Consider the following 22,047-nt stretch of genomic DNA (forward strand, 5'->3'; position numbering starts at 1 on the left):
GTCTTAGATGGCCTTGGCACCCGGTTTGTTACGCTCCAGAAGCGCCTTCACCGTGTCGTCATTGACCTTCCCGGTCGGCTCCTGGCCGATCGACTTCTGGAAGTTCTTGATGGCGCTTACCGTCTTTGTGCCCATTTCTCCATCCGGCGGACCGGCGTCGAAGCCGTTATTGTTGAGGATCGCCTGGATGTTGCGGATCGCCTTCTTCATGTCGATGGTTGCCGTCTTCGGGGCAGCGCCACTTGCCCATGCGTCCGGGATCTCGATGCCGTTCGCCTTGTTGTCGAGCGGCTGCGGTTTCCAGAGATCGGCCTTGGCGCGGGCGCGCTCGAGCTGATCCGGCTTCATGGCTTTCGCCACTTCGTCGCGTTTCTGGGCGGCGTCCTTGTCGCCGGCTTTGGCGGCGATCGCAAACCACTTGTAGGACTCTTCCAGATCCGCCGGCACGCCGTTGCCGCGAGCGCAGAGGATGGCGAGGTTGAACTGGCTGTCGGTGATGCCGAGATCCGCAGCCTTCTGGAACCAGGAGGCCGCCGTCGTGTAATCCTGCTGGCCGAGTGCGCCGGAGGCGTAGAGTACGGCGAGATTGTGCATGGCGCTGGCATTGCCCTGGCCTGCGGCTCGTTCGTAGAGGGTCTTGGCCTTCTGCACGTCGCGATCGACGCCGTTACCCTTCTCATACATGCTGCCGAGACGGTACTGCGCAGGCGCAAAGCCCTTGTCGGCGGAAAGCTGATACCAGTTTGCAGCCTGCTTCTGATCGGCGACGAGGCCGTTGCGGCCTTCGGTATAACGCGCACCGATTTCGAAGAGCGCCAACGCGTCGCCGTTGCGCGCGGCATCGGCAAGCGGCTGCGGCTGGATCGTATCGGGAACGGTGATCGAGGCGGCCGGGGGGGCGGCAGGCACCGCTGCCGGCGCCAAGGGCGCGCTTGGAACGACGCCGGACGCATCCTGTGCCGGTGCCTGGCTGAAATCCCCGGCACCTTCGCCGTCGAGCGGCGTGGTGTCGGTCAGGTGATCGTGCGTTGTCGCCTGTGGCTCTCCCGGAGCGGCTGTTTCGGGAGCGGGCTCTGGTGGCAATGCGGGCAGCTGGCTGGCCGTTTCCGGTGCCGTTGTTTCCGGCGCAACCGGGGCTGGCGCTGCCATGCTTGATTGCGGCGTTTCGGTCTCCCCGGTCAGAGCCGAGATTTCAACCGGCGGCGGCGCCTTCTGACCTGTCGTCAGCGTACGGGCGAGTGGGAAGGCCATGATGGCAAGCAGCACGGCGCCGACCGCCAGCAGGATCGGCCGGCGGAAGCGCGAAAACGCCCCGCCCTGCCCGGATTTCTCCGGCTTTGCCGCGCGGCGTTCGGCGCGGGTCGCCGGTTTTGCGTTATTGTCGATCTCCATGGCTGCGGCCTGCGCGGCGCGGCGTGCCGCGGCTATGTAGTCCGCACGATCGTTTTCGGTGGCCGGCTTGCCGCGCTGGGCGTTCTGGCTGGCGCGCACGCGCTCCAGAATCTTCTTGACGTCTGGCGCGCCCGACCCCGGTTCCAAGAGCTCGTTTGCCGCCTCAGTAGGCACCACGTCGACGGGATCGATCGACGGAGCGGGATTGATGACCGTGCGTTCGACAGCAGCCTTCGGTTCCGTCTTGCGTGAAGGCATCAGCTTCCGGCCAATGCCGGCAAGAAGGCTGCTTTTGGCGGCAAGAGCGGGTTTTGCCGGCTGGCTTGCTTCGATGGCGATCGCGCTGGTGCCGTCGGCCAATGCCGGTTCAGGCTTACGGCTCGGCACCTCTTCGGTCATATCGCCCGTGCGCAGCACCGGCGAAGCCTTCGGCGCCTGCATCACAGGAGCTTTAGCCGACTCCCGGCCTGCGTCGACCAGTGCATAGGGATCCACGTCGAAATCGACGTCTGCAGCCGGCATCCGGGTGGCGGCCGGGCGCACTCGCTCTTCCATCGTGTCCAGCCTGTCGGCAATGTGCAGCAGCGTCTCGTGCAGGGCCTGGAAGGTCTTGTGGGTGCGCTCCTCGCTGTCGCGGCTCAGATCTTCGAGGTTCCGCAGATCTTCGGCGAGCGCGATGAGGGCCGACATGTCGCTCTCTGCGGGCGTAGCGCCCTGCGCTCCGCCGTTGCGCGAATAGGCATCGACCACGGCCTCAGCCGCTTGCCGCGCTGCCTCGATAATATATTCGTCGTTGGTTGCGATATAATCTTCGATTGCGCCCATGCGGCGGTCGAGATCTGCTGATACTTCGCGCGGCGCGTTCAGGAGCTCGGAGAGATTTGCAATCTGCTCCTCGAGGTTCTTCAGCGCGCGCATGTCGGTCGGCGGCGCCGCCGTACTTTCCTCCAGCCGCGCGGCGATGTCGCTGAGCCGCCCTTCGAGACGCTGAAAGGCCCTGTCGTCGATAACAGGCGCCGGGGCAGGGCGAATTTCCATTTCGTCGATGCGGCGTGCGAGATGGTCGAGCCGTTCGGCAAGCGCGTCATTGACCGAACCGTTTTCCAGCGCATCGATCTTGCGGGAGATATCCGAGAGCGCGCGGGTCAGGTCCTGCTGCGGCGCCGTCTTCTGCGTACGCTCGAGCAGAAGGGAAAGGTGTTCCAGCCGCTCGTCGAGCCGTGAGGTCGCTTCCGTTTTGGTGAGGTCTTCCACGCGCGCCGTCAGCGCTTCCAGCCGGTCCGCCATATCGTCGGCGGGATTGAGGCGGCTCATGGCGGCACGGCTCATCAGTTCGATCTGATCGCCAAGTGCGGAAAGGCGGTTTTCCAGCCGCTGCATCAGTGCCGGGTCGATGCCGGTGGCAGTGCGTCCGCCGGCGGCGATCGCGCGGCTGATCTCGTCGAGCCGCGTATCCATGGCGGCGAACTGTTCGGACATGATCCGATCGTGTGGCTGGATCAGGTTGCCGAACTGCTCGACAGCGGAGGCGATGGTGATGAGCTTGTCTTCCAGCGCCTGCACGGCCGGGCTTTCGCCCATGCCACCGAGATGCCGCTTGATGTCGTCAAGCCTGTAGGCAAGCGAGACCAGCTCTTCCTGCAGCCCGGCCGTGTCGAGCTCCGCCAGGCGGTTTTCCACACTGTCCCAACGCTGTTCCATGTGGCGCATCGAATCCTCGCGCGCCAGGCCGTCCATCAGCGAGCGCAGCTCTTCGAATTCGTTGCGCAGGCCGGTTGCTTCCGGTCCGGCCGAGCGGCTGGTGAGCTGCGCAATGCTCTGCGACAGACGCCCCATGTCGGCGCGGATGTCGTCGGCGAAATGTCGGTCCTGCGCGCTCGCCTTGATTTCCCTCAGTTCCGTGCGCAGCGCATTCATCTCGCGCGTGACACCTTCGGAAATGTCGCGCTTCAGGTCCTGCCGTAGGTTCACGAGCGCCTGGGCGATTTCGGTCATCGTGTCGCCGGAGGCGCGCAGGCCAGGTGCCGCCGGCTGCGGCGCCGGAGCGCGCTGCGGGGCTGGCGCGAGAGCAGGTTCACGCAGAAGAGCCGGTGCAGCTTCGCGCGTATAGGCGCGCTCGCGGTTCTCTCTGGTGGCGTCGAGTGCACGCTGGCGTTGCCGGATTTCCGCCAGCGGATCGGCTGTGCGGGGCGCGTAGGAACTGGCATAGGGATCGCGTTCGGGCTTCGGATCGCGGGGCCGCTGTTCGCGCCCGCTGCCCATCAGGCCCTCGATTCGCGCTTCCAGCCCCTCGATAGTGCGGTTCAACGCATCGAGCGAGGTCCTGTCGGAATGCCGGGAAGAATGTGATCGCGATCCGTTCATGTTCTTGCTCGCTTCGACTGCCCGGTCTGGGCTCGATCATTGCCTTTTCCGAAGCATACCGGAGCACACGTCGGAGAGCGCCATCCATAAGGGAATAGTCAATTAGACTTTCCTCAGGCTGGATAGTCTTTCGGCGACATTCCTGAAACGCGAGACAAAGAAAAGGAATGCAGATCGCCAATGCTCACCGCGCACCTTTTACGAAACGTGGTAAAGAACTCGTTAACCCGGATGAGAATTTTTTAACTTTTGCGCTCTTCCTACCAATTCGGGGGGCGCAAATCTTCAGATCGGCCGCTTGTACTGCAGCTCGATCTTCACGCCCTCAGGCCCGTAGATGAATACCTGTCCGAGGTCGGTGTCCGGAATATCGCGATATTCGTACCGATAGCCGCCGGCTTTGATGCGAGCAAGCGCCGGTTCGAATTCGAAGAGGCTGAAGGCCACATGGTTGAAGATGCCGGGCGGAAAATCGTCAGCCCGCTCCGTCAGGCTCAGATGGATCACCGGCTTGTCGTCGAGATAAAGCCAGTGACCGCGCGAGGGAAAGGGCGGCCGATAGCCTTCCTTTACGCCAAGAATGTTTTCGAAAAAAGCGATCATGGCAGGCGCATCGCGTGTATCGATCGTCACATGGTCCAGACGCAGCATCGTTCCCTCCCAGGCTGTCGAAACTGGTCCGATCCTACCGGTTTCGACGCTTTCGGGAAACATGTATGCTCTATCGAGACCGGCTGAATCAGAAGTTTTCCGTCCAGGGCCGCAACTCCACCTCCTGCGACCAGGCGCTGCGGTGCTGTAGCAGCACGTCGATATAGGATTGCGCGATCGCATCGGGCGAAAGCGTATCGTCTGGCTTGTCTTCCCTATCCGGCCTCGTGGCGGAGCGCACGGCACCATCAATGATGAAATGCGCCACATGGATCCCAAGTGGCCCAAGCTCGCGGGCAGCGCTTTGTGCCAAACCCCGCAGCGCGAATTTTCCCATGGCAAAGGGCGCCGATTGCGCATAGCCCTTGATGCTGGCCGTCGCCCCCGTCAGCAGGATAGCCCCGCGCCCTTTCGAGATCATGCGTTTGGCTGCCTGCTGGGTAACGAGAAAGCCGCCAAAGGCGCTAGTGGCGATCGCCTGCTGCACCTCTGCGGGATCGAGCTCGGCAATCGGCCCGCGCACCCGGCCGCTGGCATTGTAGATGACGATGTCTGGCTCGCCGATTTCGGCATCGAGGCGCTCGAAGAGGGCAGAAACCGCCGCGGGCTGTGAAGCGTCGGTAGCAAAAGCCTTCGCCCCGGTTTGATCGAGCAAAGGTCCGAGCTTGCCGATATTGCGCGCCGCAAGGCTCACTTTGACGCCGCGCTCTGCAAGCTTGCGGGCAAGCGAGCCGCTGATGCCGGAACCGGCGCCGACAATAAGCGCGCTGCGATAGGGAAACTCGACCATGATCTTCTCCTTCGGATGAACCTTCCGGAGAGGTAGGCAGTCGCAGCCTGTCAAAAAACCGCTGCCCGGAAATATTTCACTCCTGGGGCGCGTCGATCGAAAGCCCGCAGATGCGCGAGAGGTAGGCGAGCGGCAGTCCCGTTTCCTTGGCCCAGCGGTTGAACGTCTGCTGGATCAGCTGCTGATCCTTCTTGCCGGTGCCGGATGCCGAAAGCGGCACGCCCGCATCCCTCAGGCAGGCCAGCACATCCCTCGTCATGATGAAGCAGTCGCGGCCGATGCCGCGCAGAAAATATTGTCCCGTGCCGCCGCTCAGCCGGCTGCCGCGTTTGGTGAGCACCTCAAGCAGGCCGATATGGTCCTCGGGCGGCCAATCGGCGAAGAAGGCGCCGGCGCTGCCGGCCTCATTCGCAAGCTCCCGCACGAAGGCGGCATTGGCGCGTACCGACATGATCTTTGCGCCGTTCCTGACGATGCGGTCGTCGCTGGTCAGATCATGCCAGTATTCGTCGGGAGCGATATTGAGGGCTGCAGGGTCGAAGCCGTCGAACGCTTCTTCGAAACCCGGCCATTTGTTGTCGATGACTTTGTGTACGAAGCCACTGTAGAAGATCCGCCGCGTCATCTGCGAAAGAATGCGATCGTCCGGCAGAGCGCGCAACGCCTCACGGTCAGGCATGGCCGGCAGCATCGCTTTCAGCGCATCGGCTCCGCCTTTTCTTTGCTCGGCGCGCCGGCGGATGATGTCGAAATCGCTCAAAGCTTGGCTCCCGAATGGACGTTGCTGGCGCAAGCCTATTCCGGGAACCGTTGTGTCTCAAGCCGTCTGGTCGATGCTCAAGCGGCAACCGATTCGCGCACGTCGTCGAGCAGGAAATGCACGATCAGATAATCGATCTTGTAATGCCGTCCGCTATCGCTGACTTTCTCCTCGCTGCCTCCATCGGCAGGGTGCCAGGGGTGATAGTGCGGGTTGGTGGCGATCAGCGTTACCGCCTTGCCGGCATAAGGGCCTTCTGCCGGCCGGAAGCGCATTTCGGCGAGCGGCCAGATGCGTTCATAGGTTTCCATGGGGATGCGCACCCTCAGAGCTTTGCGCGGAGCCGGCGGTTCATCATGCGCAACCAGTCTCTCGCCGTTGACCGGCTCGACTGTTATGGGCTCGATGGTCACTTCCTCGGCCGTATCGAAAACGGAATTGAACTCCGCAGGCCACGCTCTCTTCATGAACAGCTCCTCCCAGGCTTTTCTAAAGTCGCATAAGGAGTGTAGCGCGCTTAGCCGGAGAAGCAACGGACTATTCCAAGGCTCTTCGCACCAGTTCACAAAATCGCCCACAAGCAGAATTTGACGTTTACGCAAACGTCAATATTTTGTAAGAGAGTCTCAAAGCCGGAGCGATCCGGTTGCCGAATTGGAGGAATTCGAACGATGCCAGTCTACAAGGCCCCGGTGAACGACACGCTCTTCGTGCTGAACGACGTGCTGGGTCTCGAGCGCTACAACAATCTCCCGGGTTTTGCCGATGCCACGCCTGATATGGTGGAGGCCATCCTGGGCGAGGCGGCGAAGGTGGCCGAGGAAGTCCTGTTCCCCCTCAATTATTCCGGGGACCAGGAGGGCTGCCTGCGCCGCGACGATGGCACGGTCTCGACGCCGAAGGGTTTCAGAGAAGCCTATCAGGCTTATCGAGAAGGCGGCTGGATCGGTCTTGCCGTGCCGGAAGAATTCGGCGGCCAGGGCCTGCCCTACACGCTGCACGCTGCCGTCGGCGAATATACTTCGGCGGCCAATATGTCATTGATGATGTATCCGGGTCTGACGCAGGGGGCTATCGCTGCGATCCTCGTCCACGGCACTGACGAGCAGAAGAGCACCTACTTGCCGAAGATGGTGGAAGGCAGCTGGTCCGGCACCATGAACCTCACCGAGCCGCATTGCGGCACCGATCTCGGCATGCTGCGCACCAAGGCAGTGCCGCAGACTGATGGCAGCTACAAGATATCAGGTCAAAAGATATTCATCTCCGCCGGCGAGCATGACTTGGCCGACAACATCATTCACTTGGTGCTGGCCCGCATCGAAGGCGCGCCTGAGGGCACCAAAGGCATCTCGCTCTTCATCGTTCCGAAATTCCTCGTCAAGGACGGCGCGCCCGGCGCCCGCAACGCCGTCTCCTGCGGTGCCATCGAACACAAGATGGGCATCCACGGCAACGCCACCTGCGTCATGAACTACGACGAGGCGACCGGCTATCTGATCGGCGCGGAAAACCGCGGCCTCAATGCCATGTTCGTGATGATGAACGAGGCCCGCCTGATGGTCGGCCTGCAGGGCATCGCCATTTCCGAGGTCGCCTATCAGAACGCCGCCAATTACGCCCGCGATCGCATCCAGGGTCGCTCGCTGTCCGGCGTGAAGGCGCCGGACAAGAAGGCCGATCCGATCATCGTCCATCCCGATATCCGCCGCTCGCTGATGACCATCCGCGCCTTCAACGAGGCCGGCCGCGCCTTCCTGCTCTGGACCGCGCTGAAATCCGATATCGCCCACCGCGCCAGCGATAGCAACGAGCGCCAGACCGCCGACGATATTCTCGGCCTCGTCACCCCGATCCTGAAGGGCGTGATGACCGACAAGGGTTTCGACCACGCCGTCATGGCCCAACAGGTCTTCGGCGGTCACGGCTATATCGAAGAGCATGGCATGAGCCAGTATGTGCGCGATGCCCGCATCGCCATGATCTACGAAGGCGCGAACGGCATCCAGGCGCTCGATCTCGTCGGCCGCAAGCTGGCGCTGAACGGCGGCCGCGCCGCAATGGCGCTCTTCAAGGAAATCGGCGATTTCTGCGAAGAAAACCGCAATGACGAGCAGCTCAGCTTCTTCACCAAGCACCTGAAGAAGGGCTTGAACGATGTTCAGGGCGCGACCATGTGGTTCATGCAGAATGCCATGGCAAAGCCCGACAATGCCGGTGCGGGTTCCACCGATTACATGCACCTCTTCGGCCTCGTCGTTCTCGGCTATATGTGGGCGCGCATGGCCAAAGCCGCCCACGAACGCCTTGCCGTCGGCGATGCCAGGGAGGACTATCTGAAGAACAAGCTGATCACGGCGAGATTCTTCATGGAGCGCATCATGCCTGAAACTGCACTGCGCAAGGCCCGCATCGAAACCGGCGCCGACACGATGATGGAACTCGCCGCCGAAGCATTTTGATCGCGACCCCTTCTCCCCCGCGGGGAGAAGGTGACCCGAAAGGCCGGATGAGGGGGCCGCAGACGCAGGTTTTTCCGCTTCGGCCTGCCGGAACAGCAAAATTCACCGGCGCCTCTGCGCCGCCAGGGAGATGAGACAATGACCGAGGTTTTCATTTACGATCACGTCCGCACGCCCCGCGGCCGCGGCAAGAAGGACGGCTCGCTCCACGAAGTGCCCTCCGTGCGCCTCGCGGCAAAGACGCTGGAGGCAATCCGCGACCGCAACGGTCTCAATACCGAGATGGTTGATGACATCATCATGGGCTGCGTCGATCCGGTCATGGATGCCGGCGCCGTTATCCCCAAGGCTGCCGCTTTTGAAGCCGGTTATTCGACGAAAGCACCGGGCATGCAGATCTCTCGCTTCTGCGCCTCCGGCCTCGACGCCGTGAATTTCGGCGCCGGCAAGATCGCCCAGGGCGCCGACGATATCGTCATCGCCGGAGGCGTTGAAAGCATGTCCCGTGTCGGCCTCGGCATGTCCGGCGGCGCCTGGTTTATGGATCCTTCAGTGAACTTCCCCGCCTATTTTATGCCGCAGGGTGTGTCGGCCGATCTCATCGCCACGAAATATGGCTTCTCCCGCGATGACGTCGATGCCTATGCCGTGGAAAGCCAGAAGCGCGCGGCAAATGCCTGGAACAATGGCTGGTTCAAGAATTCCGTCATCCCGGTCAAGGACCAGAACGGCCTGACCATCCTCGCCCATGACGAACACATGCGCCCCGGCACGGATATGCAGGCGCTCGCTTCCCTTAATCCCTCCTTCCAGATGCCGGGCGAAATGGGCGGCTTCGAAGCCGTCGCGATCCAGGCCCACCCGGAAGTCGAGCGCGTCAACTATGTCCACCACGCCGGCAATTCCTCCGGCATCGTCGACGGCGCCGCGGCCGTCCTCCTCGGCTCCAAGGCCGGCGGGGAGAGCATGGGCCTGAAGCCCCGCGCCCGCATCAAGGCTTTCGCCAACATCGGCTCCGACCCGGCCCTGATGCTGACCGGCCCCGTCGATGTCACCGAGAAGCTCTTGAAGCGCACGGGCATGACGCTTGCCGATATCGACCTTTTCGAATTGAATGAAGCCTTCGCCGCCGTGGTGCTACGCTACATGCAGGTTTTCGACATCCCGCACGATCAAATCAACGTCAATGGCGGTGCGATCGCCATGGGCCATCCGCTCGGTGCGACCGGCGCCATGATCCTCGGCACCGTGCTGGACGAGCTTGAACGCCGCGATCTCAACACCGCACTGGTCACCCTCTGCATCGGCGCCGGCATGGGCACCGCAACCGTCATCGAACGCGTCTAAGGGAGAGAGACGATGAGCTACACCAACTTCACCGTCGAGACCGATGCGGATGGTATTGCCCTGGTCACCTGGGACATGCCCGGCAAGTCGATGAACGTCTTCACCGAAGAGGTGATGAACGAACTCGACGCCATCATCGATGCGACCGTCGCCGACAGCACCGTCAAGGGCGTGGTCATCACCTCGGGCAAGTCCTCCTTCTCGGGCGGCGCCGATCTCTCGATGATCAAGTCCATGTTCACTCTCTACCAGCAGGAGAAAGCCGCAAATCCTGACGGTGCGGCGCAGAAACTCTTTGATCTCGTTGGCCGCATGACCGGCCTCTTCCGCAAGCTCGAAACCTGTGGCAAGCCCTGGGTCTCGGCGATAAACGGCACCTGCATGGGCGGCGCCTTGGAAATGTCGCTCGCCTGCCATGGCCGCGTCGCTTCCAATGCCAAGAGCGTCAAGATCGCTCTGCCGGAAGTCAAGGTCGGCATTTTCCCAGGCGCCGGCGGCACGCAGCGCATCTCGCGCCTGACCGATGCCCAGTCCGCCCTGCAGATGATGACGACGGGCCAGTCGCTGAATGCCTCGCGCGCCAAGGCCATGAACCTCGTCCATCAGGTGGTCGAGCCGGATCAGCTGATCCCGGCCGCCAAGCAGATGATCAAGGACGGCCTGAAGCCAATCGCGCCCTGGGACGAAAAGGGCTTCAAGGTGCCGGGCGGCGGCATCTGGACACCCGCCGCTGCACAGCTTTGGCCGGCAGCTCCCGCCATCCTGCGCCGCGAAACATCAGGTAACTATCCCGGTGCGCTCGCCATCCTGAAATGCGTCTATGAAGGCCTGCAGGTTCCCTTCGACACCGCGCTGAAGATCGAGCAGCGCTATTTCACGCAGGTGCTGCAGACCACCGAAGCCTTCTCGATGATCCGCTCGCTCTTTATCTCCATGCAGGAACTCGGCAAGGGCGCCCGCCGCCCGGCAAATGTGCCGAAGACCGAGTTGAGAAAGGTTGGCGTCGTTGGCGCCGGCTTCATGGGGGCATCCATTGCCTATGTCACGGCCGCTGCCGGCTTTGAGGTCGTACTGATTGATCGCGATATCGAGGTTGCCATCAGGGGCAGGGGCGTTGGGGAGGGCCTCGTCAAGGACTCTGTCGGTAAGGGCCGTCTTACACAGGAAGAGGGCGCTGCGCTTCTTGCCCGCCTCACACCGTCAGCCGATTATTCGGATTTGAAGGATGCCGATCTCGTCATCGAAGCGGTCTTTGAAGACCGTGCCGTCAAGAAGGCGGTCATTGAGCAGGTCGAAGCCGTCATCCCGGAAACGACTATCTTCGCCTCCAACACTTCGACCCTGCCGATTGCGGGGCTTGCGGAAAATTCGAAGCGCCCGGATCAGTTTATCGGCGTGCATTTCTTTTCGCCGGTCGAAAAGATGATGCTGACCGAGGTCATTCTCGGCAAAAACACCGGTGACCGTGCGCTCGCCGTGGCCCTGGACTATGTCGCCGCGATCAAGAAGACGCCCATCGTCGTCAACGATACCAGAGGCTTCTTCGTCAACCGCTGCGTCTTCCGCTATATACACGAAGCCTATGACATGCTGATCGAGGGCGTGCCGGCGGCGATGATCGAGAATGCCGCCAAGATGGCCGGCATGCCTGTCGGCCCGCTCTCGCTGAACGATGAAGTGGCGATCGATCTCTCCCAGAAGATCCTCAAGGCAACGGTCGCCGATCTCGGCCCCAAGGCTGTCGACGAACGCCACCTTGCGCTCATCAATAAGCTGGTAGACGAACTCGACCGCCGTGGCCGCAAGAACGGCAAGGGTTTCTACGAATATCCGGGCAAGCCCGCCAAAAAATTCCTCTGGCCGGAGCTGAAGACCCTCTATCCACAAAAACCGGCCTCTGAGATCGACGTCAACACCCTGAAGCAGCGCTTCCTGGTGACCATCGCGCTCGAAGCCGCCCGCACCATGGAAGAGGGTATTGTCACCGATCCGCGCGAGGCTGACGTCGGCTCCATCCTTGGCTTCGGCTTTGCGCCCTATACCGGCGGTGCACTGAGCTACATCGACGGCATGGGCGTGAAGGCCTTTGTGGAGACAGCCGAAAAGCTGGCCTCCCGGTATGGCGATCATTTCAAGCCGACGCCGCTGCTGAAGGACATGGCTTCCAGGGGCGAAACCTTCTACGGTCGTTTCGATCCTTATCCAACCGCTGATAAGGCGGCGTAATTGGTGAGGCGGCGAGTTCGTCAGAGCCGTCGCCTCGCACTGCCCACATCTCCGACCAGGCTTTCCTCCTGCAAACGCAAGAGCAGTCAACCAAAAACTGAGCCATTGCGACAGATATCGTACGCAGAATCCTCGAAAGGTTGCCCGCGCCAACGTGGCCGGAGCCTCTGAGGACACGAGATTACCATTCACTCCCTCAGCATACATTGATTGGTCCATCAGCCAGTCCGGCGGAGATTCCTCGCCTGACATCGGCGGGACTCGTTCGGCATCTTCAACGGATCCAGCCGAGCCGGGCTCATAAATTCGCACACAACGCCTATATGCCTAACCTGAATCATGCCAAGAGCATGCAAGCACACTCATTTTTAAGCGATGGAATCATGAAGAAGATCGGTTTTCTCTCGTTCGGGCACTGGACGCCCTCGCCGCAATCTCAAACACGCTCGGCCGGCGACACGCTGCTGCAATCGATCGACCTCGCGGTCGCCGCCGAGGAGCTTGGAGCGGACGGCGCCTATTTCCGCGTCCATCACTTCGCCCGCCAGCTTGCCTCACCTTTCCCGCTGCTTGCCGCCGTCGGCGCGAGGACCCGCCGCATCGAGATCGGCACGGCTGTTATCGACATGCGCTACGAGAACCCGCTCTATATGGCCGAAGATGCCGGCTCGGCCGATCTGATTTCGCGCGGACGCCTGCAGCTCGGCATCAGCCGCGGCTCGCCGGAGCAGGTCGTCGATGGTTGGCGCTATTTCGGCTATAATCCGCCTGATGGACAGAGCGATGCCGATATGGGCCGCCGCCACGCCGAGGTCTTCCTCGAAGTGCTCAAGGGCGAAGGCTTTGCCGAGCCTAATCCGCGGCCGATGTTTCCCAATCCGCCCGGCCTTTTGCGTCTTGAGCCGCATTCCGAAGGTCTGCGCGAGCGCATCTGGTGGGGCGCCGGCTCCAACGCCACGGCCGTTTGGGCCGCCAAGCTCGGCATGAACCTGCAGAGCTCGACGCTGAAGGATGACGAGACGGGCGAAGCCTTCCATATCCAGCAGGCCAAACAGATCCGCGCCTACCGAGAGGCATGGAAAGAAGCCGGCCATGAGCGCGAGCCGCGCGTTTCCGTCAGCCGCAGCATCTTCGCGCTGGTGAATGATCGCGACCGGTCCTATTTCGGCTATGGCAATGAAGGACAGGATAAGATCGGTTTCATCGACGAGAACACCAGGGCGATCTTCGGCCGCTCCTATGCTGCCGAGCCTGATGCTCTCATCGAAGAGTTGAAGAAGGATGAGGCGATCGCAGAGGCCGATACGCTGCTGCTCACCGTCCCCAACCAGCTCGGCGTGGAATACAATGCTCACGTCATCGAATCCATCCTGAAATATGTCGCTCCGGCACTTGGCTGGCGGTGATTACCTCCGGCGGCGGCGTCACGCCGTCGCCGTCTCTCTTGTCATGCACATCACTGTCAGCCCCGCAAGGCTGACAAGCACGATGGCAGTTGCGTAGATATCCGTCGTCGCGCCGTAACCGATCGATTTGACGAGGAAACCGGCAAGGATCGCCGGTAGGCTAAAGGCGAGATAGCTCTGGATGTAGAAGGCCGAAAGCAGGCCGGCCCGCTCTTCCGGCTTGGCGAGCGGCATGATCGTGCCGATCGAGCCGAGGAAATTGGTGCCGAAACCTGCGCCAGTGAAAAGCGTGCCGACGAGCAACAGCGGCACATTGGCAAGATGTACGCCGGCAACGACGGTAGCGATACCAAGCGTCTGCGAGGCAACGCCGAAGACGAGGTTGGCCTTCGGGCTGCGGCTGCGGCGCAGGAAGACGGCGATTGCGCCCGACAGCATCAGCGTCGCCACGACCGCGCCACCTGTCAGCGGCGCGCGGCTGCCGGTGGTCGAGACGACCAGCGAAGGCACGAGCGACAGATAGAAACCGCCGAGCGTCCAGTTGGCAATATTGATCGGCGTCACCAGCGACAGCGGCTTCTTCACTTGCTGCGGAATGAAAACCGTCGGCTTCAGCGATCCGACGACGCCGGGTCGCGTGCCGCCTGTCTCCCGCGTCAGCCACAGCGCAACGGCCTGTACCGCAAAGGCCACAAGCAGCAGGGCGTAGACGAGGTGCAGCGGCTCCGGTCCGTACTGGATGAGCGCGCTTGTGCCGATGGCGCCGATCGCCATGCCGGAGAGCGGCGCAATGGAATTGACGATCTGGCCTTTGGCCCGATCGACATCGATAAGTGCCGCACCGAGGGAGGCGCCGGCGATACCGGTGGCGATCCCCTGCACGATGCGTGCTGCGATCAGCCATTCCGGCCCGCTGGCGACCGAAAATAACGCCATGGCGATGATTTCGAGCAGCAGTGCGCCGAAAATGACAGGCCGCCGTCCGAGATGATCGGAGATGGACCCCGCAATCAACAGGGCTGCAAGTAGCGCGAAGGCATAGACGGCGAAGATGACGGTGATGAGGATCGGAGAAACGGTAAAGGCTTCCTGATAGATACGATAGAGCGGCGTCGGCGCAGCCGATGCGCCAAAGAGGATAGCGAGCGTCAGAGCATGGAAGCCCATGGGTGACGAATTCTTGATGGATTCAGGAGCGGCGACCATCTATAAAGTCTCTTAAGGCTAAATCGTTGCGTTAGCTCTATCTAGGCAAGGCGACCGCTAAAGGCAAATAATTTGCGTTAATAGGTTGATGAAAGTTTCTGAACTATCAGACGCAGGTCGCGCAAAAGCGTGCAGCCGGTTTTGCGACCAGGACACGCTAAAAAGACCTGAAGCGCGCAAGCTTCTTTGAAGCTACGCGTCAGGCTTTCCGAAAATCGATTCCGATTTTCGGGCCGATGCTGTAGGCGAATTCTAAAGATCGCTCTGCGCTTCGGAGGCGGAGAAAATTGGATTCGAGATGGCAGTGAAAGAGAATATCCGCCCGGGCGGGAGAAGTGCGCGTGTCCAGGCTTCTGTGCATGCCGCAGTTCGCGAACTCCTGGCAGAGATGAGCCGTGCAGAGATCACTGTTCCGCTGATCGCGATGCGTGCGGGTGTGACCCCGTCTACCATTTACCGCCGCTGGGGTGACCTGCAGCAATTGCTGGCCGACGTCGCCGTCGAACGCCTGCGTCCAGATATGGAGCCGATCGATACCGGCAGCGGCGCCAGCGATCTGGAAGCGTGGGCCGAGCAATACGCCGAGGAAATGTCTTCCGGCCCCGGCCGTGAATATGTCCGGGATGTGCTCGCCGCCCAGACCGGCGACAACGCGACCAAATGCTGTAATTTCACCCGGCAGCAGATCGAGGCGATTGCTGGCCGGGCGAAGGAGAGGGACGAGTTTTTCCCCGATGTCGACGCGGTCATGGACAGCGTCGTGGCACCCATCATGTACCGCATTCTCTTCGGCGATGTTCCGACGTCTGCCCGCGTGCGGGAGCTTGTCGGACACGTTTTCGGGCAGCGTAAAGCCCCATGATCTTCACTCGGCGGCAGCCCGCTTCAGGCTGGAAATCTGAGTGATGTAGGCGCGCAGTGCTGCCGGTCGCACCGGCTTGTGCTGCACGGCGATGACGTTCCTTTCCGCCGCCGCCCGCACTTCCGGCGTCCTGTCGGCTGTGATGAGCAGGGCCGGAATCTCGATGCCGAAATGCTGCCTGAGATGCAGGATTGCTTCGACCCCGGTCCCATCGGCAAGATGATAGTCGGCGATGACAAGATCCGGCGGCTGACGCATCGAAAGCGCCTGGACGGCAGAGAGCGAATCCGTCACCTGCGTATCGCAGCCCCATCCGTCGATCAGGAGCCGCATGCCTTCGAGAATCTTCGGTTCGTTGTCGATGCACAGGATACGCAACCCCTTCAACGGCTGGGCCGTGCGGTCGACGGGAACGACGGCTGCCGCGGCTTCCACGCTCTTCGAAATATCGAGCGGCATGAGGATGCGGAATTCCGTGCCCTTGCCATGCGTTGAATGAAGTTCGACCTTGTGGCTCAGCACGCGGGCGATGCGGTCGACGATGGACAGCCCGAGGCCGAGGCCTGAGGCGGTCTTGGCACCCTCATCCAGCCGCGCGAATTCCTTGAACACTGTCCGGAATTTCGAAGGCGGAATGCCGATGCCCGAATCCATCACCTGGATCATCACCTGATTGCCACGTCGCCTCGCTCCGACCAGCACCGTGCCGCTGACAGTATATTTGATGGCGTTGGAAACGAGGTTCTGCACCAGACGGCGCAGCAGGTTCGGGTCGGAGCGCACCCGCAGGGATGTCGGCATCACTTTGAACTTCAGCTTCTTCTCGCGGGCGATCGGCGCAAAATCGGTCTCGATGCGTTCCAGCAGGTCGGACAACGGCACGGATGCCATCCGCGGGCGCATGGCGCCGGTATCGAGACGGGAAATGTCGAGCACGGCGCCGAGAATGGATTCGACGGATTCCAGCGCGGAATCGATATTGCGCACGATCGGGCTGTTTTCCGATTGCGCCATGCGCTCGACGAGCGCCGAAGAATAGAGCCGGGCCGCATTGAGCGGCTGCAGAATATCGTGGCCCGCGGCGGCAAAGAAGCGGGTCTTGCCGATATTGGCCTCATCCGCAGCCGCGCGTGCCTCCGCAAGCTCCTTGTTGACGCGGGTCAGTTCCGCGGTGCGCTCCACCACGCGCTGTTCCAAGGTCTCGTTTGCCTGTTTAAGAGCCTGATCGGCGGCCACACGCTGGGTAATATCGGTGAAGGTCGCGACGATGCCCTTGTCCGGCATCGCGTTGGAACGGACTTCGATGATGCGCTCGCCGCCGCCGAGCACGAGCGGGAAGGGCTTGTCCAGCGTCAGAAAATGCCGCACCGCTTGGCCTTGGTCGCCCGGCGCGATATCGCCGCGCCGGCTGAGGATACTGACGATTTCCGATAGCGGAAAACCGACCTGGCCGGCGTTTTCCGGCAGGTCCAGCAATTGCCGGAAGCGGCGGTTCCAGATCGTCAGCCGATTGGAACTGTCGAAAACGGCGATGCCCTGATCCATCTGCGAGAGTGCCGTCTGCAGCATGTCCTGATTATATTGCAGTGCTTCGCTCGCCTGATCGAGCAGCCAGGCCGTGTCAGAGGAAGCATCTTCAATTTTCTGCAGGATCAGAGAGAGCACGAGTCGCGCCGAGGAGGAGCCGATGGCGCTGCCGAGAAGCTGCTCGGTGAAATGGATGAGCGCCATGTCGGCCGGCTGGTCGTCTTCCAGCTTGCGCCCGGAGGTCTGCTCATAGGTTGCAAGCGAGCGCTGCATGCGCTCCTCGCCGAGATAGCGGGAGATTGCCGTCTTGAGATCACCGACACTGATGCGGGTCTTCCAGCCGCGCGTGGCAAATTGCGAGCGTGAATGCCGTTTCACGAAGATGCCGGCCTGAATGCGTTCCAGCGGCTTGGCGTTGCGCGTCAGCGATCCCACGATGAAGGCGGCGCTATTGACGAGCAGGCTCATCGCCGTCGCATTGACGAGAGGATCGGCATCCGGCCCCGTGAAAAGCGTTGTGCCGGGAAAGATGAAGCCGAGGAAATTGCTCGCCACATAGGAATAATCCGGCCCGCCGAGCGAGGGCAGGAACAGCAGGTAGACCCAGATGATGACGCCGGACGCGAGGCCGAGGATGGCGCCGCGCGCATTTGCCCTCCGCCAGATCATACCGCCGAAGAGGGCGGGAGCGATCTGCGCGATGGCGGCAAACGAGAGCAAGCCGATCGAAGCAAGGCCCGTCGTGCTGTCCGTCGAGCGATAATAGGCATAGCCAAGCAGCAGCACGGCGAAGATGGCGCTGCGGCGGATATTGAGCAGGCTCTTGGCGAAGTCGTCACGCTGGCTCGCAAGGCCCGCGAGCTTCCGGCGCAGGAAGAACGGCATGACGATATCGTTCGACACCATGATGGAAAGCGCCACGGAATCGACGATCACCATGGCGGTCGCCGCCGAAAAGCCGCCGACGAAAGTGATCAGTGAGACAACAGGCATTTGCCCTGCAAGTGGCAGGGTAAGGACATAAAGATCGGCATTGCCGTTGCCGCCGAAGATGAGCAGTCCGCCGATCGCGACCGGCAGCACGAAGAGATTGATGGCGATCAGATAGAGCGGGAAGAGAATGCCCGCGAGCCGAAGCTGCTTTGCCGTGCGGTTTTCGACGACGGTGACATGGAATTGGCGCGGCAGCATGATGATCGCGAAAGCCGAAAGCAACGTCAGCGTGATCCATCGGCTGAGCGGTGTCTGATAGTCGAGTGCGGCGGTGACCAGGGCGTTTTCCGAGCCTCTATGCCAGAGATCGCCTGGCCCGTCGAACAGGAACCAGATGACGCAGACGCCTGCCGTCAGGAAGGCAATGAGCTTCACCATCGATTCCATCGATACCGCAAGGATGAGCCCGTCCTGATGCTCCGTCGCGTCGGTATGGCGGGTGCCGAACATGATGGCGAAGCAGGCAAGCACCAGCGTGACGATCAGCGGCAGATCGAGGAAGTAGAGGTTGCCGCTGCCGATGCCATAGTCCGAAGGATTGACCATCGCCGTGACGGTCGCTGAAATGGATTTCAGCTGCAGCGCGATATAGGGAATGGTGCCGATGAGGCAGATCAGCGCCACGATGGTTGCAACAGTGGAATTCTTGCCGTAGCGCGCGGCGACGAAATCGGCGACCGACGTCAGTTTCTCGGCCTTGGCAAGTTCGATGATTCGTTTCAAGAGCGGCATGCCGAGTGTGAAGACGAGGATCGGTCCGATATAGATGCCGGCAAATTCCAACCCATTATGGGCCGCAAGGCCGACGCCGCCGAAATAGGTCCAGGACGTACAATAGATCGCCAGGCTGAGTGCGTAGACCACAGGCCGGCCCCCTTCCGGCACACCGAATTTCCGGCTCCGGCGGTCGCCATAGCTTGCCACTGCGAAAAGCAGCAGAAGATAACCCAAGGCAAACGCAAATATGATCCAGCCTGGAAGCATTGACCCTCCGCCGGCGGACAATCCGCCGTCCTCCCGGAACAGTTCGAGATTAGGGCAATTCAGCAAGTTTGAAAATTCCCACGGTCTTCGTCTTAAGTTCTACGCCGAAGGGGATGGTGTTCGAAAATTTCCAGTTGCCGATTGATTAATTGAGACGAAGGTGTAGCTAATGAAAACAACGGCATGTCTTTGAAAATGCATCAAGGGGAGACGTATCTGATGCTCAATGAGTTCAAAGCTTTCATCGCCCGCGGCAATGTCATGGACCTCGCAGTCGGTGTGATCATCGGCGGCGCCTTCGGCGGCATCGTCAAGTCACTTGTCGACGATATCATCATGCCGATCGTCGGTGCGATCTTCGGCGGTTTCGATTTTTCGAATTACTTCCTGGCACTGTCTCCCAAGGTCACTGAAACGAGCCTTGCCGCCGCCCGTGCCCAGGGCGCCGTTTTCGCCTACGGCAATTTTATCACGGTCCTCATCAACTTCCTGATCCTCGCCTGGATCATTTTCCTGATGGTCAAGGGTGTGAACACGCTGCGCGCGCAGGTCGAGCGCAAGGAAAAGACAGCACCCGAAGAGGTTCCGCCGCCGCCGGCAGACGTCGCACTGCTGACCGAAATCCGCGATCTTCTCGCCAAGCGCCCGGCCGTCTGATCAGACGAGCCCGTCCTCTCCAGCCGGGCTCAATCATCACGAAAATCGATATGCCATCACGCATTGTCATGGGATTTGCGCCTGCAAATCCGCTATGAAGGCGTGAATTGGAGATATGCATGTCGATTATAAGCAGCCTTAGCCCGCGCGCCATTGCAGCGCCAGAAAGCGGGATCGTCGAAGTCGTCAATTATGCCCGCGGACGTGAAGGCCTTTTGCCCCTGTGGGTCGGAGAGGGCGATCTTCCCACCCCCGATTTCATCAATCAGGCCGCTATGCAGGCGCTCGCCGCCGGCGAGACCTTCTATACCTGGCAGCGCGGCATCCCCGAGCTGCGCCAGGCATTGTCGGATTATTATGCCAGGCATTTCGGCATCGGCCTGCCTGTCGAACATTTCTATGTGACCGGTTCAGGCATGCAGGCGATCCAGATCGCCGTCCAGGCGCTGACTTCGTCCGGTGACGAGTTCGTCTACCTCACCCCTGCCTGGCCGAACATTGCCGCGGCCCTTGAAATCGCCGGCGCCCGATCGGTCGGCGTAGAGCTCCAGTTCGAAGGCGGCACCTGGGCGGTTGACCTCAACCGCATCGAGATGGCCATCACGCCGAAGACCCGCGGCCTCTTCATCAACACACCTTCGAACCCGACAGGCTGGACCGCGAGGAAGAAGGATCTGGCCGATATTCTGACGCTGGCGCGCAAGCATGATCTCTGGATCATGGCCGACGAGATCTATGCGCGTTATTTCTACGCGGGCGGTCGCGCGCCCTCCTTCCTCGACGTCATGGGGCCGGGCGACAAGGTGATGTTCGTCAACTCCTTCTCCAAGAACTGGTCGATGACCGGCTGGCGTGTCGGCTGGATTGTTGCTCCTCCGGAAACCGGGCAGGTGCTTGAAAACCTGATCCAATATTCCACTTCGGGCGTGGCGCAGTTCATGCAGAAGGGCGCAGTTGCGGCTCTCAATGAGGGTGATGCTTTCGTGCAGTCGAACATCGACAAGGCAACCCGCTCCCGCGATATCCTCTGCGATGCGCTGATCGCCACCAATCGCGTCGAAACGTTGAAGCCGGATGGCGCACTCTATGCCTTCCTCAAGATCGATGGTGTCACCGATAGCCGCAAGGCGGCGATCGACATCGTTGACAAGACCGGTGTCGGCCTTGCTCCCGGCACGGCCTTCGGACCGGGCGGCGAGCTTTTTCTGCGCGCCTGCTTCCTGCGCGATCCGGCGCAGGTGACAGTCGCGGCCGAACGGCTTTGCGACTATATTCTGAAGCGCTAGGCGGAACGGCGCATTGCTTCCGGTAGCACCGGAAGCAGCGTCACATTCCGTCCCTCGACGATGATGACTTCGCCGTCTCGAAGCGGCTGGAAGGGCATACGCGCTTCCTCAAAGAATCCGACAGTCTTTTCGGCTGCTTCGGCCTCATCATGCGCCGAGCGATAATGCGGAACGATGGAGAAATCGACGAGGCCAAGCCCATCCCAGATGACGCTTTCGTCGTAGCCTGGCGCGAGCTGTCGTGGATCGTCCATAATGTTGATGCCATCAAGCGAGGGTGCCGCCACGACAGCTCCGGCGCTGAAGCCGCCATAGACGATCGCATCGGCACGCAGCAATTCCGGTAAGATGCGATCGAAGCCGCTCTCCCGCATGGCGCGCCTCAGAAGAAAGGCATTGCCGCCGACGGCCCAGACCAGGTCGAAGACGGCGAGCGCTTTTTCCAACGCGTCAGGCTTTCCAAAATAGCGCCGCAGATCCAACTCCTCAGCCTCTATTCCCCAGTCGTCAAGCTCCGCCTTGGGATCGTAGATGTTCGCCTCGTAGGAGTGACGTGCCTCGACCGGAATGAAGTCCAAGGCGTTCTGGATGACGGCGGCGCGCCGCGCGCCTCTGAGAAGCTTCTTCAGCCGGGCCGCACTTGCGCCGAGCCGATAGGATGACAGGTAGAGCCTCATTGACGCCACTCCCTGTTCTGAAGGGGCAGATCACGAACCGGCATTGAGAGAAGATCTTGTGCCACGAGGAGTCCTTTGCATGGGGCGGACATCGGGGCAGAAACAAAAAACCCCGCGCGTGTCCGGCGGGGTTGGATCGGGTGAAGTGAACAGTTTCAGGTCACAAGCCGACGCCCCCACCGCAAAGGGTGGTCGTCATGCCCATCTTCATAGCATGGAACGCGAAGTTGTTCATCCCGCTAATTTGCCTCGCCGCGTACTTGATGTCAACGGACGCAGGCGCGCGAGGCGTTTTCGTCCCAAAATAGGCTGGCCGATAAAATTGTAGCAAAGCCCGAAATGCGCTTCTAACCACGTGTCAAAACATACCGGCTGCAAAGGCTTTCCGATGCCGTTTGATAATAAAATCGGAAAGGAAAAAGCCGTTCTGATGCTCCCGAAAAATATAAAACAGGGA

The 22,047-nt window shown here is 61.1% G+C and carries 15 protein-coding genes; 7 read left to right on the top strand and 8 right to left on the bottom strand.

The window, feature by feature from the left end; translation table 11 throughout:
• Nucleotides 1–3: 3 nt before the first annotated feature.
• The 5 genes from FHT78_RS23025 to FHT78_RS23045 all read right to left on the bottom strand — a co-directional run bounded on the left by FHT78_RS23025 (nt 4) and on the right by FHT78_RS23045 (nt 6,424).
• Entirely contained in the window at nt 4–3,756 is a 3,753-nt protein-coding gene (locus FHT78_RS23025; protein WP_183748894.1) for an SEL1-like repeat protein, read from the bottom strand.
• A gap of 285 nt (nt 3,757–4,041) precedes the next feature.
• Complete coding sequence (locus FHT78_RS23030) at nt 4,042–4,407, bottom strand: VOC family protein (protein ID WP_183748895.1); 366 nt, start codon at nt 4,405–4,407, stop codon at nt 4,042–4,044.
• An 88-nt stretch (nt 4,408–4,495) separates the two neighbouring features.
• A complete protein-coding gene (locus tag FHT78_RS23035) occupies nt 4,496–5,197 on the bottom strand; it encodes an SDR family NAD(P)-dependent oxidoreductase (RefSeq protein WP_183748896.1) in 702 nt (233 codons plus the stop codon).
• 76 nt (nt 5,198–5,273) lie between these two features.
• A complete protein-coding gene (locus tag FHT78_RS23040) occupies nt 5,274–5,957 on the bottom strand; it encodes a DNA-3-methyladenine glycosylase I (RefSeq protein WP_183748897.1) in 684 nt (227 codons plus the stop codon).
• Nucleotides 5,958–6,034: 77 nt separating this feature from the next.
• Nucleotides 6,035–6,424 (bottom strand): hypothetical protein, encoded by a 390-nt coding sequence (locus FHT78_RS23045; protein WP_183748898.1) that lies wholly within the window; start codon nt 6,422–6,424, stop codon nt 6,035–6,037.
• Between the two features lie 204 nt (nt 6,425–6,628).
• Here FHT78_RS23045 and FHT78_RS23050 point away from each other — a divergent pair, with 204 nt between their 5' ends.
• From FHT78_RS23050 to FHT78_RS23065, 4 genes are all read left to right on the top strand, one after another.
• Complete coding sequence (locus tag FHT78_RS23050; protein WP_183748899.1) at nt 6,629–8,419, top strand: acyl-CoA dehydrogenase C-terminal domain-containing protein; 1,791 nt, start codon at nt 6,629–6,631, stop codon at nt 8,417–8,419.
• Nucleotides 8,420–8,557: 138 nt separating this feature from the next.
• Nucleotides 8,558–9,766, top strand: coding sequence for an acetyl-CoA C-acetyltransferase (locus tag FHT78_RS23055; RefSeq protein ID WP_183748900.1), 1,209 nt, complete (start codon nt 8,558–8,560; stop codon nt 9,764–9,766).
• 12 nt (nt 9,767–9,778) lie between these two features.
• Nucleotides 9,779–11,992, top strand: a complete 2,214-nt coding sequence (locus tag FHT78_RS23060) for a 3-hydroxyacyl-CoA dehydrogenase NAD-binding domain-containing protein (RefSeq protein WP_183748901.1) — start codon at nt 9,779–9,781, stop codon at nt 11,990–11,992.
• A 383-nt stretch (nt 11,993–12,375) separates the two neighbouring features.
• Nucleotides 12,376–13,398, top strand: coding sequence for an LLM class flavin-dependent oxidoreductase (locus FHT78_RS23065; protein ID WP_183748902.1), 1,023 nt, complete (start codon nt 12,376–12,378; stop codon nt 13,396–13,398).
• Between the two features lie 18 nt (nt 13,399–13,416).
• Here FHT78_RS23065 and FHT78_RS23070 read toward each other — a convergent pair whose 3' ends face one another.
• Nucleotides 13,417–14,604 (bottom strand): MFS transporter, encoded by a 1,188-nt coding sequence (locus FHT78_RS23070; protein ID WP_183748903.1) that lies wholly within the window; start codon nt 14,602–14,604, stop codon nt 13,417–13,419.
• A gap of 298 nt (nt 14,605–14,902) precedes the next feature.
• Between FHT78_RS23070 and FHT78_RS23075 the strand changes: the two genes are divergently transcribed.
• Entirely contained in the window at nt 14,903–15,466 is a 564-nt protein-coding gene (locus FHT78_RS23075; RefSeq protein ID WP_183748904.1) for a TetR/AcrR family transcriptional regulator, read from the top strand.
• A 3-nt stretch (nt 15,467–15,469) separates the two neighbouring features.
• Here FHT78_RS23075 and FHT78_RS23080 read toward each other — a convergent pair whose 3' ends face one another.
• The gene (locus tag FHT78_RS23080; RefSeq protein ID WP_183748905.1) at nt 15,470–18,970 is read right to left on the bottom strand and encodes a PAS domain-containing hybrid sensor histidine kinase/response regulator; all 3,501 of its coding nucleotides are present in this window, start codon (nt 18,968–18,970) and stop codon (nt 15,470–15,472) included.
• A gap of 219 nt (nt 18,971–19,189) precedes the next feature.
• Between FHT78_RS23080 and mscL the strand changes: the two genes are divergently transcribed.
• Nucleotides 19,190–19,627, top strand: a complete 438-nt coding sequence (gene mscL, locus FHT78_RS23085; RefSeq protein WP_183748906.1) for a large conductance mechanosensitive channel protein MscL — start codon at nt 19,190–19,192, stop codon at nt 19,625–19,627.
• A 119-nt stretch (nt 19,628–19,746) separates the two neighbouring features.
• Nucleotides 19,747–20,913, top strand: coding sequence for a pyridoxal phosphate-dependent aminotransferase (locus tag FHT78_RS23090; protein WP_183748907.1), 1,167 nt, complete (start codon nt 19,747–19,749; stop codon nt 20,911–20,913).
• On the opposite strand, the gene FHT78_RS23095 is transcribed toward FHT78_RS23090, so the two are convergent.
• Nucleotides 20,910–21,590 carry a Type 1 glutamine amidotransferase-like domain-containing protein gene (locus FHT78_RS23095; protein WP_183748908.1) on the bottom strand — a complete coding sequence of 227 codons (681 nt, stop codon included), beginning with the start codon at nt 21,588–21,590 and terminating at the stop codon, nt 20,910–20,912. The genes FHT78_RS23090 and FHT78_RS23095 overlap by 4 nt on opposite strands.
• Nucleotides 21,591–22,047 lie beyond the last annotated feature (457 nt).

This window comes from Rhizobium sp. BK196 (assembly GCF_014193255.1).
Lineage (GTDB): Bacteria > Pseudomonadota > Alphaproteobacteria > Rhizobiales > Rhizobiaceae > Rhizobium.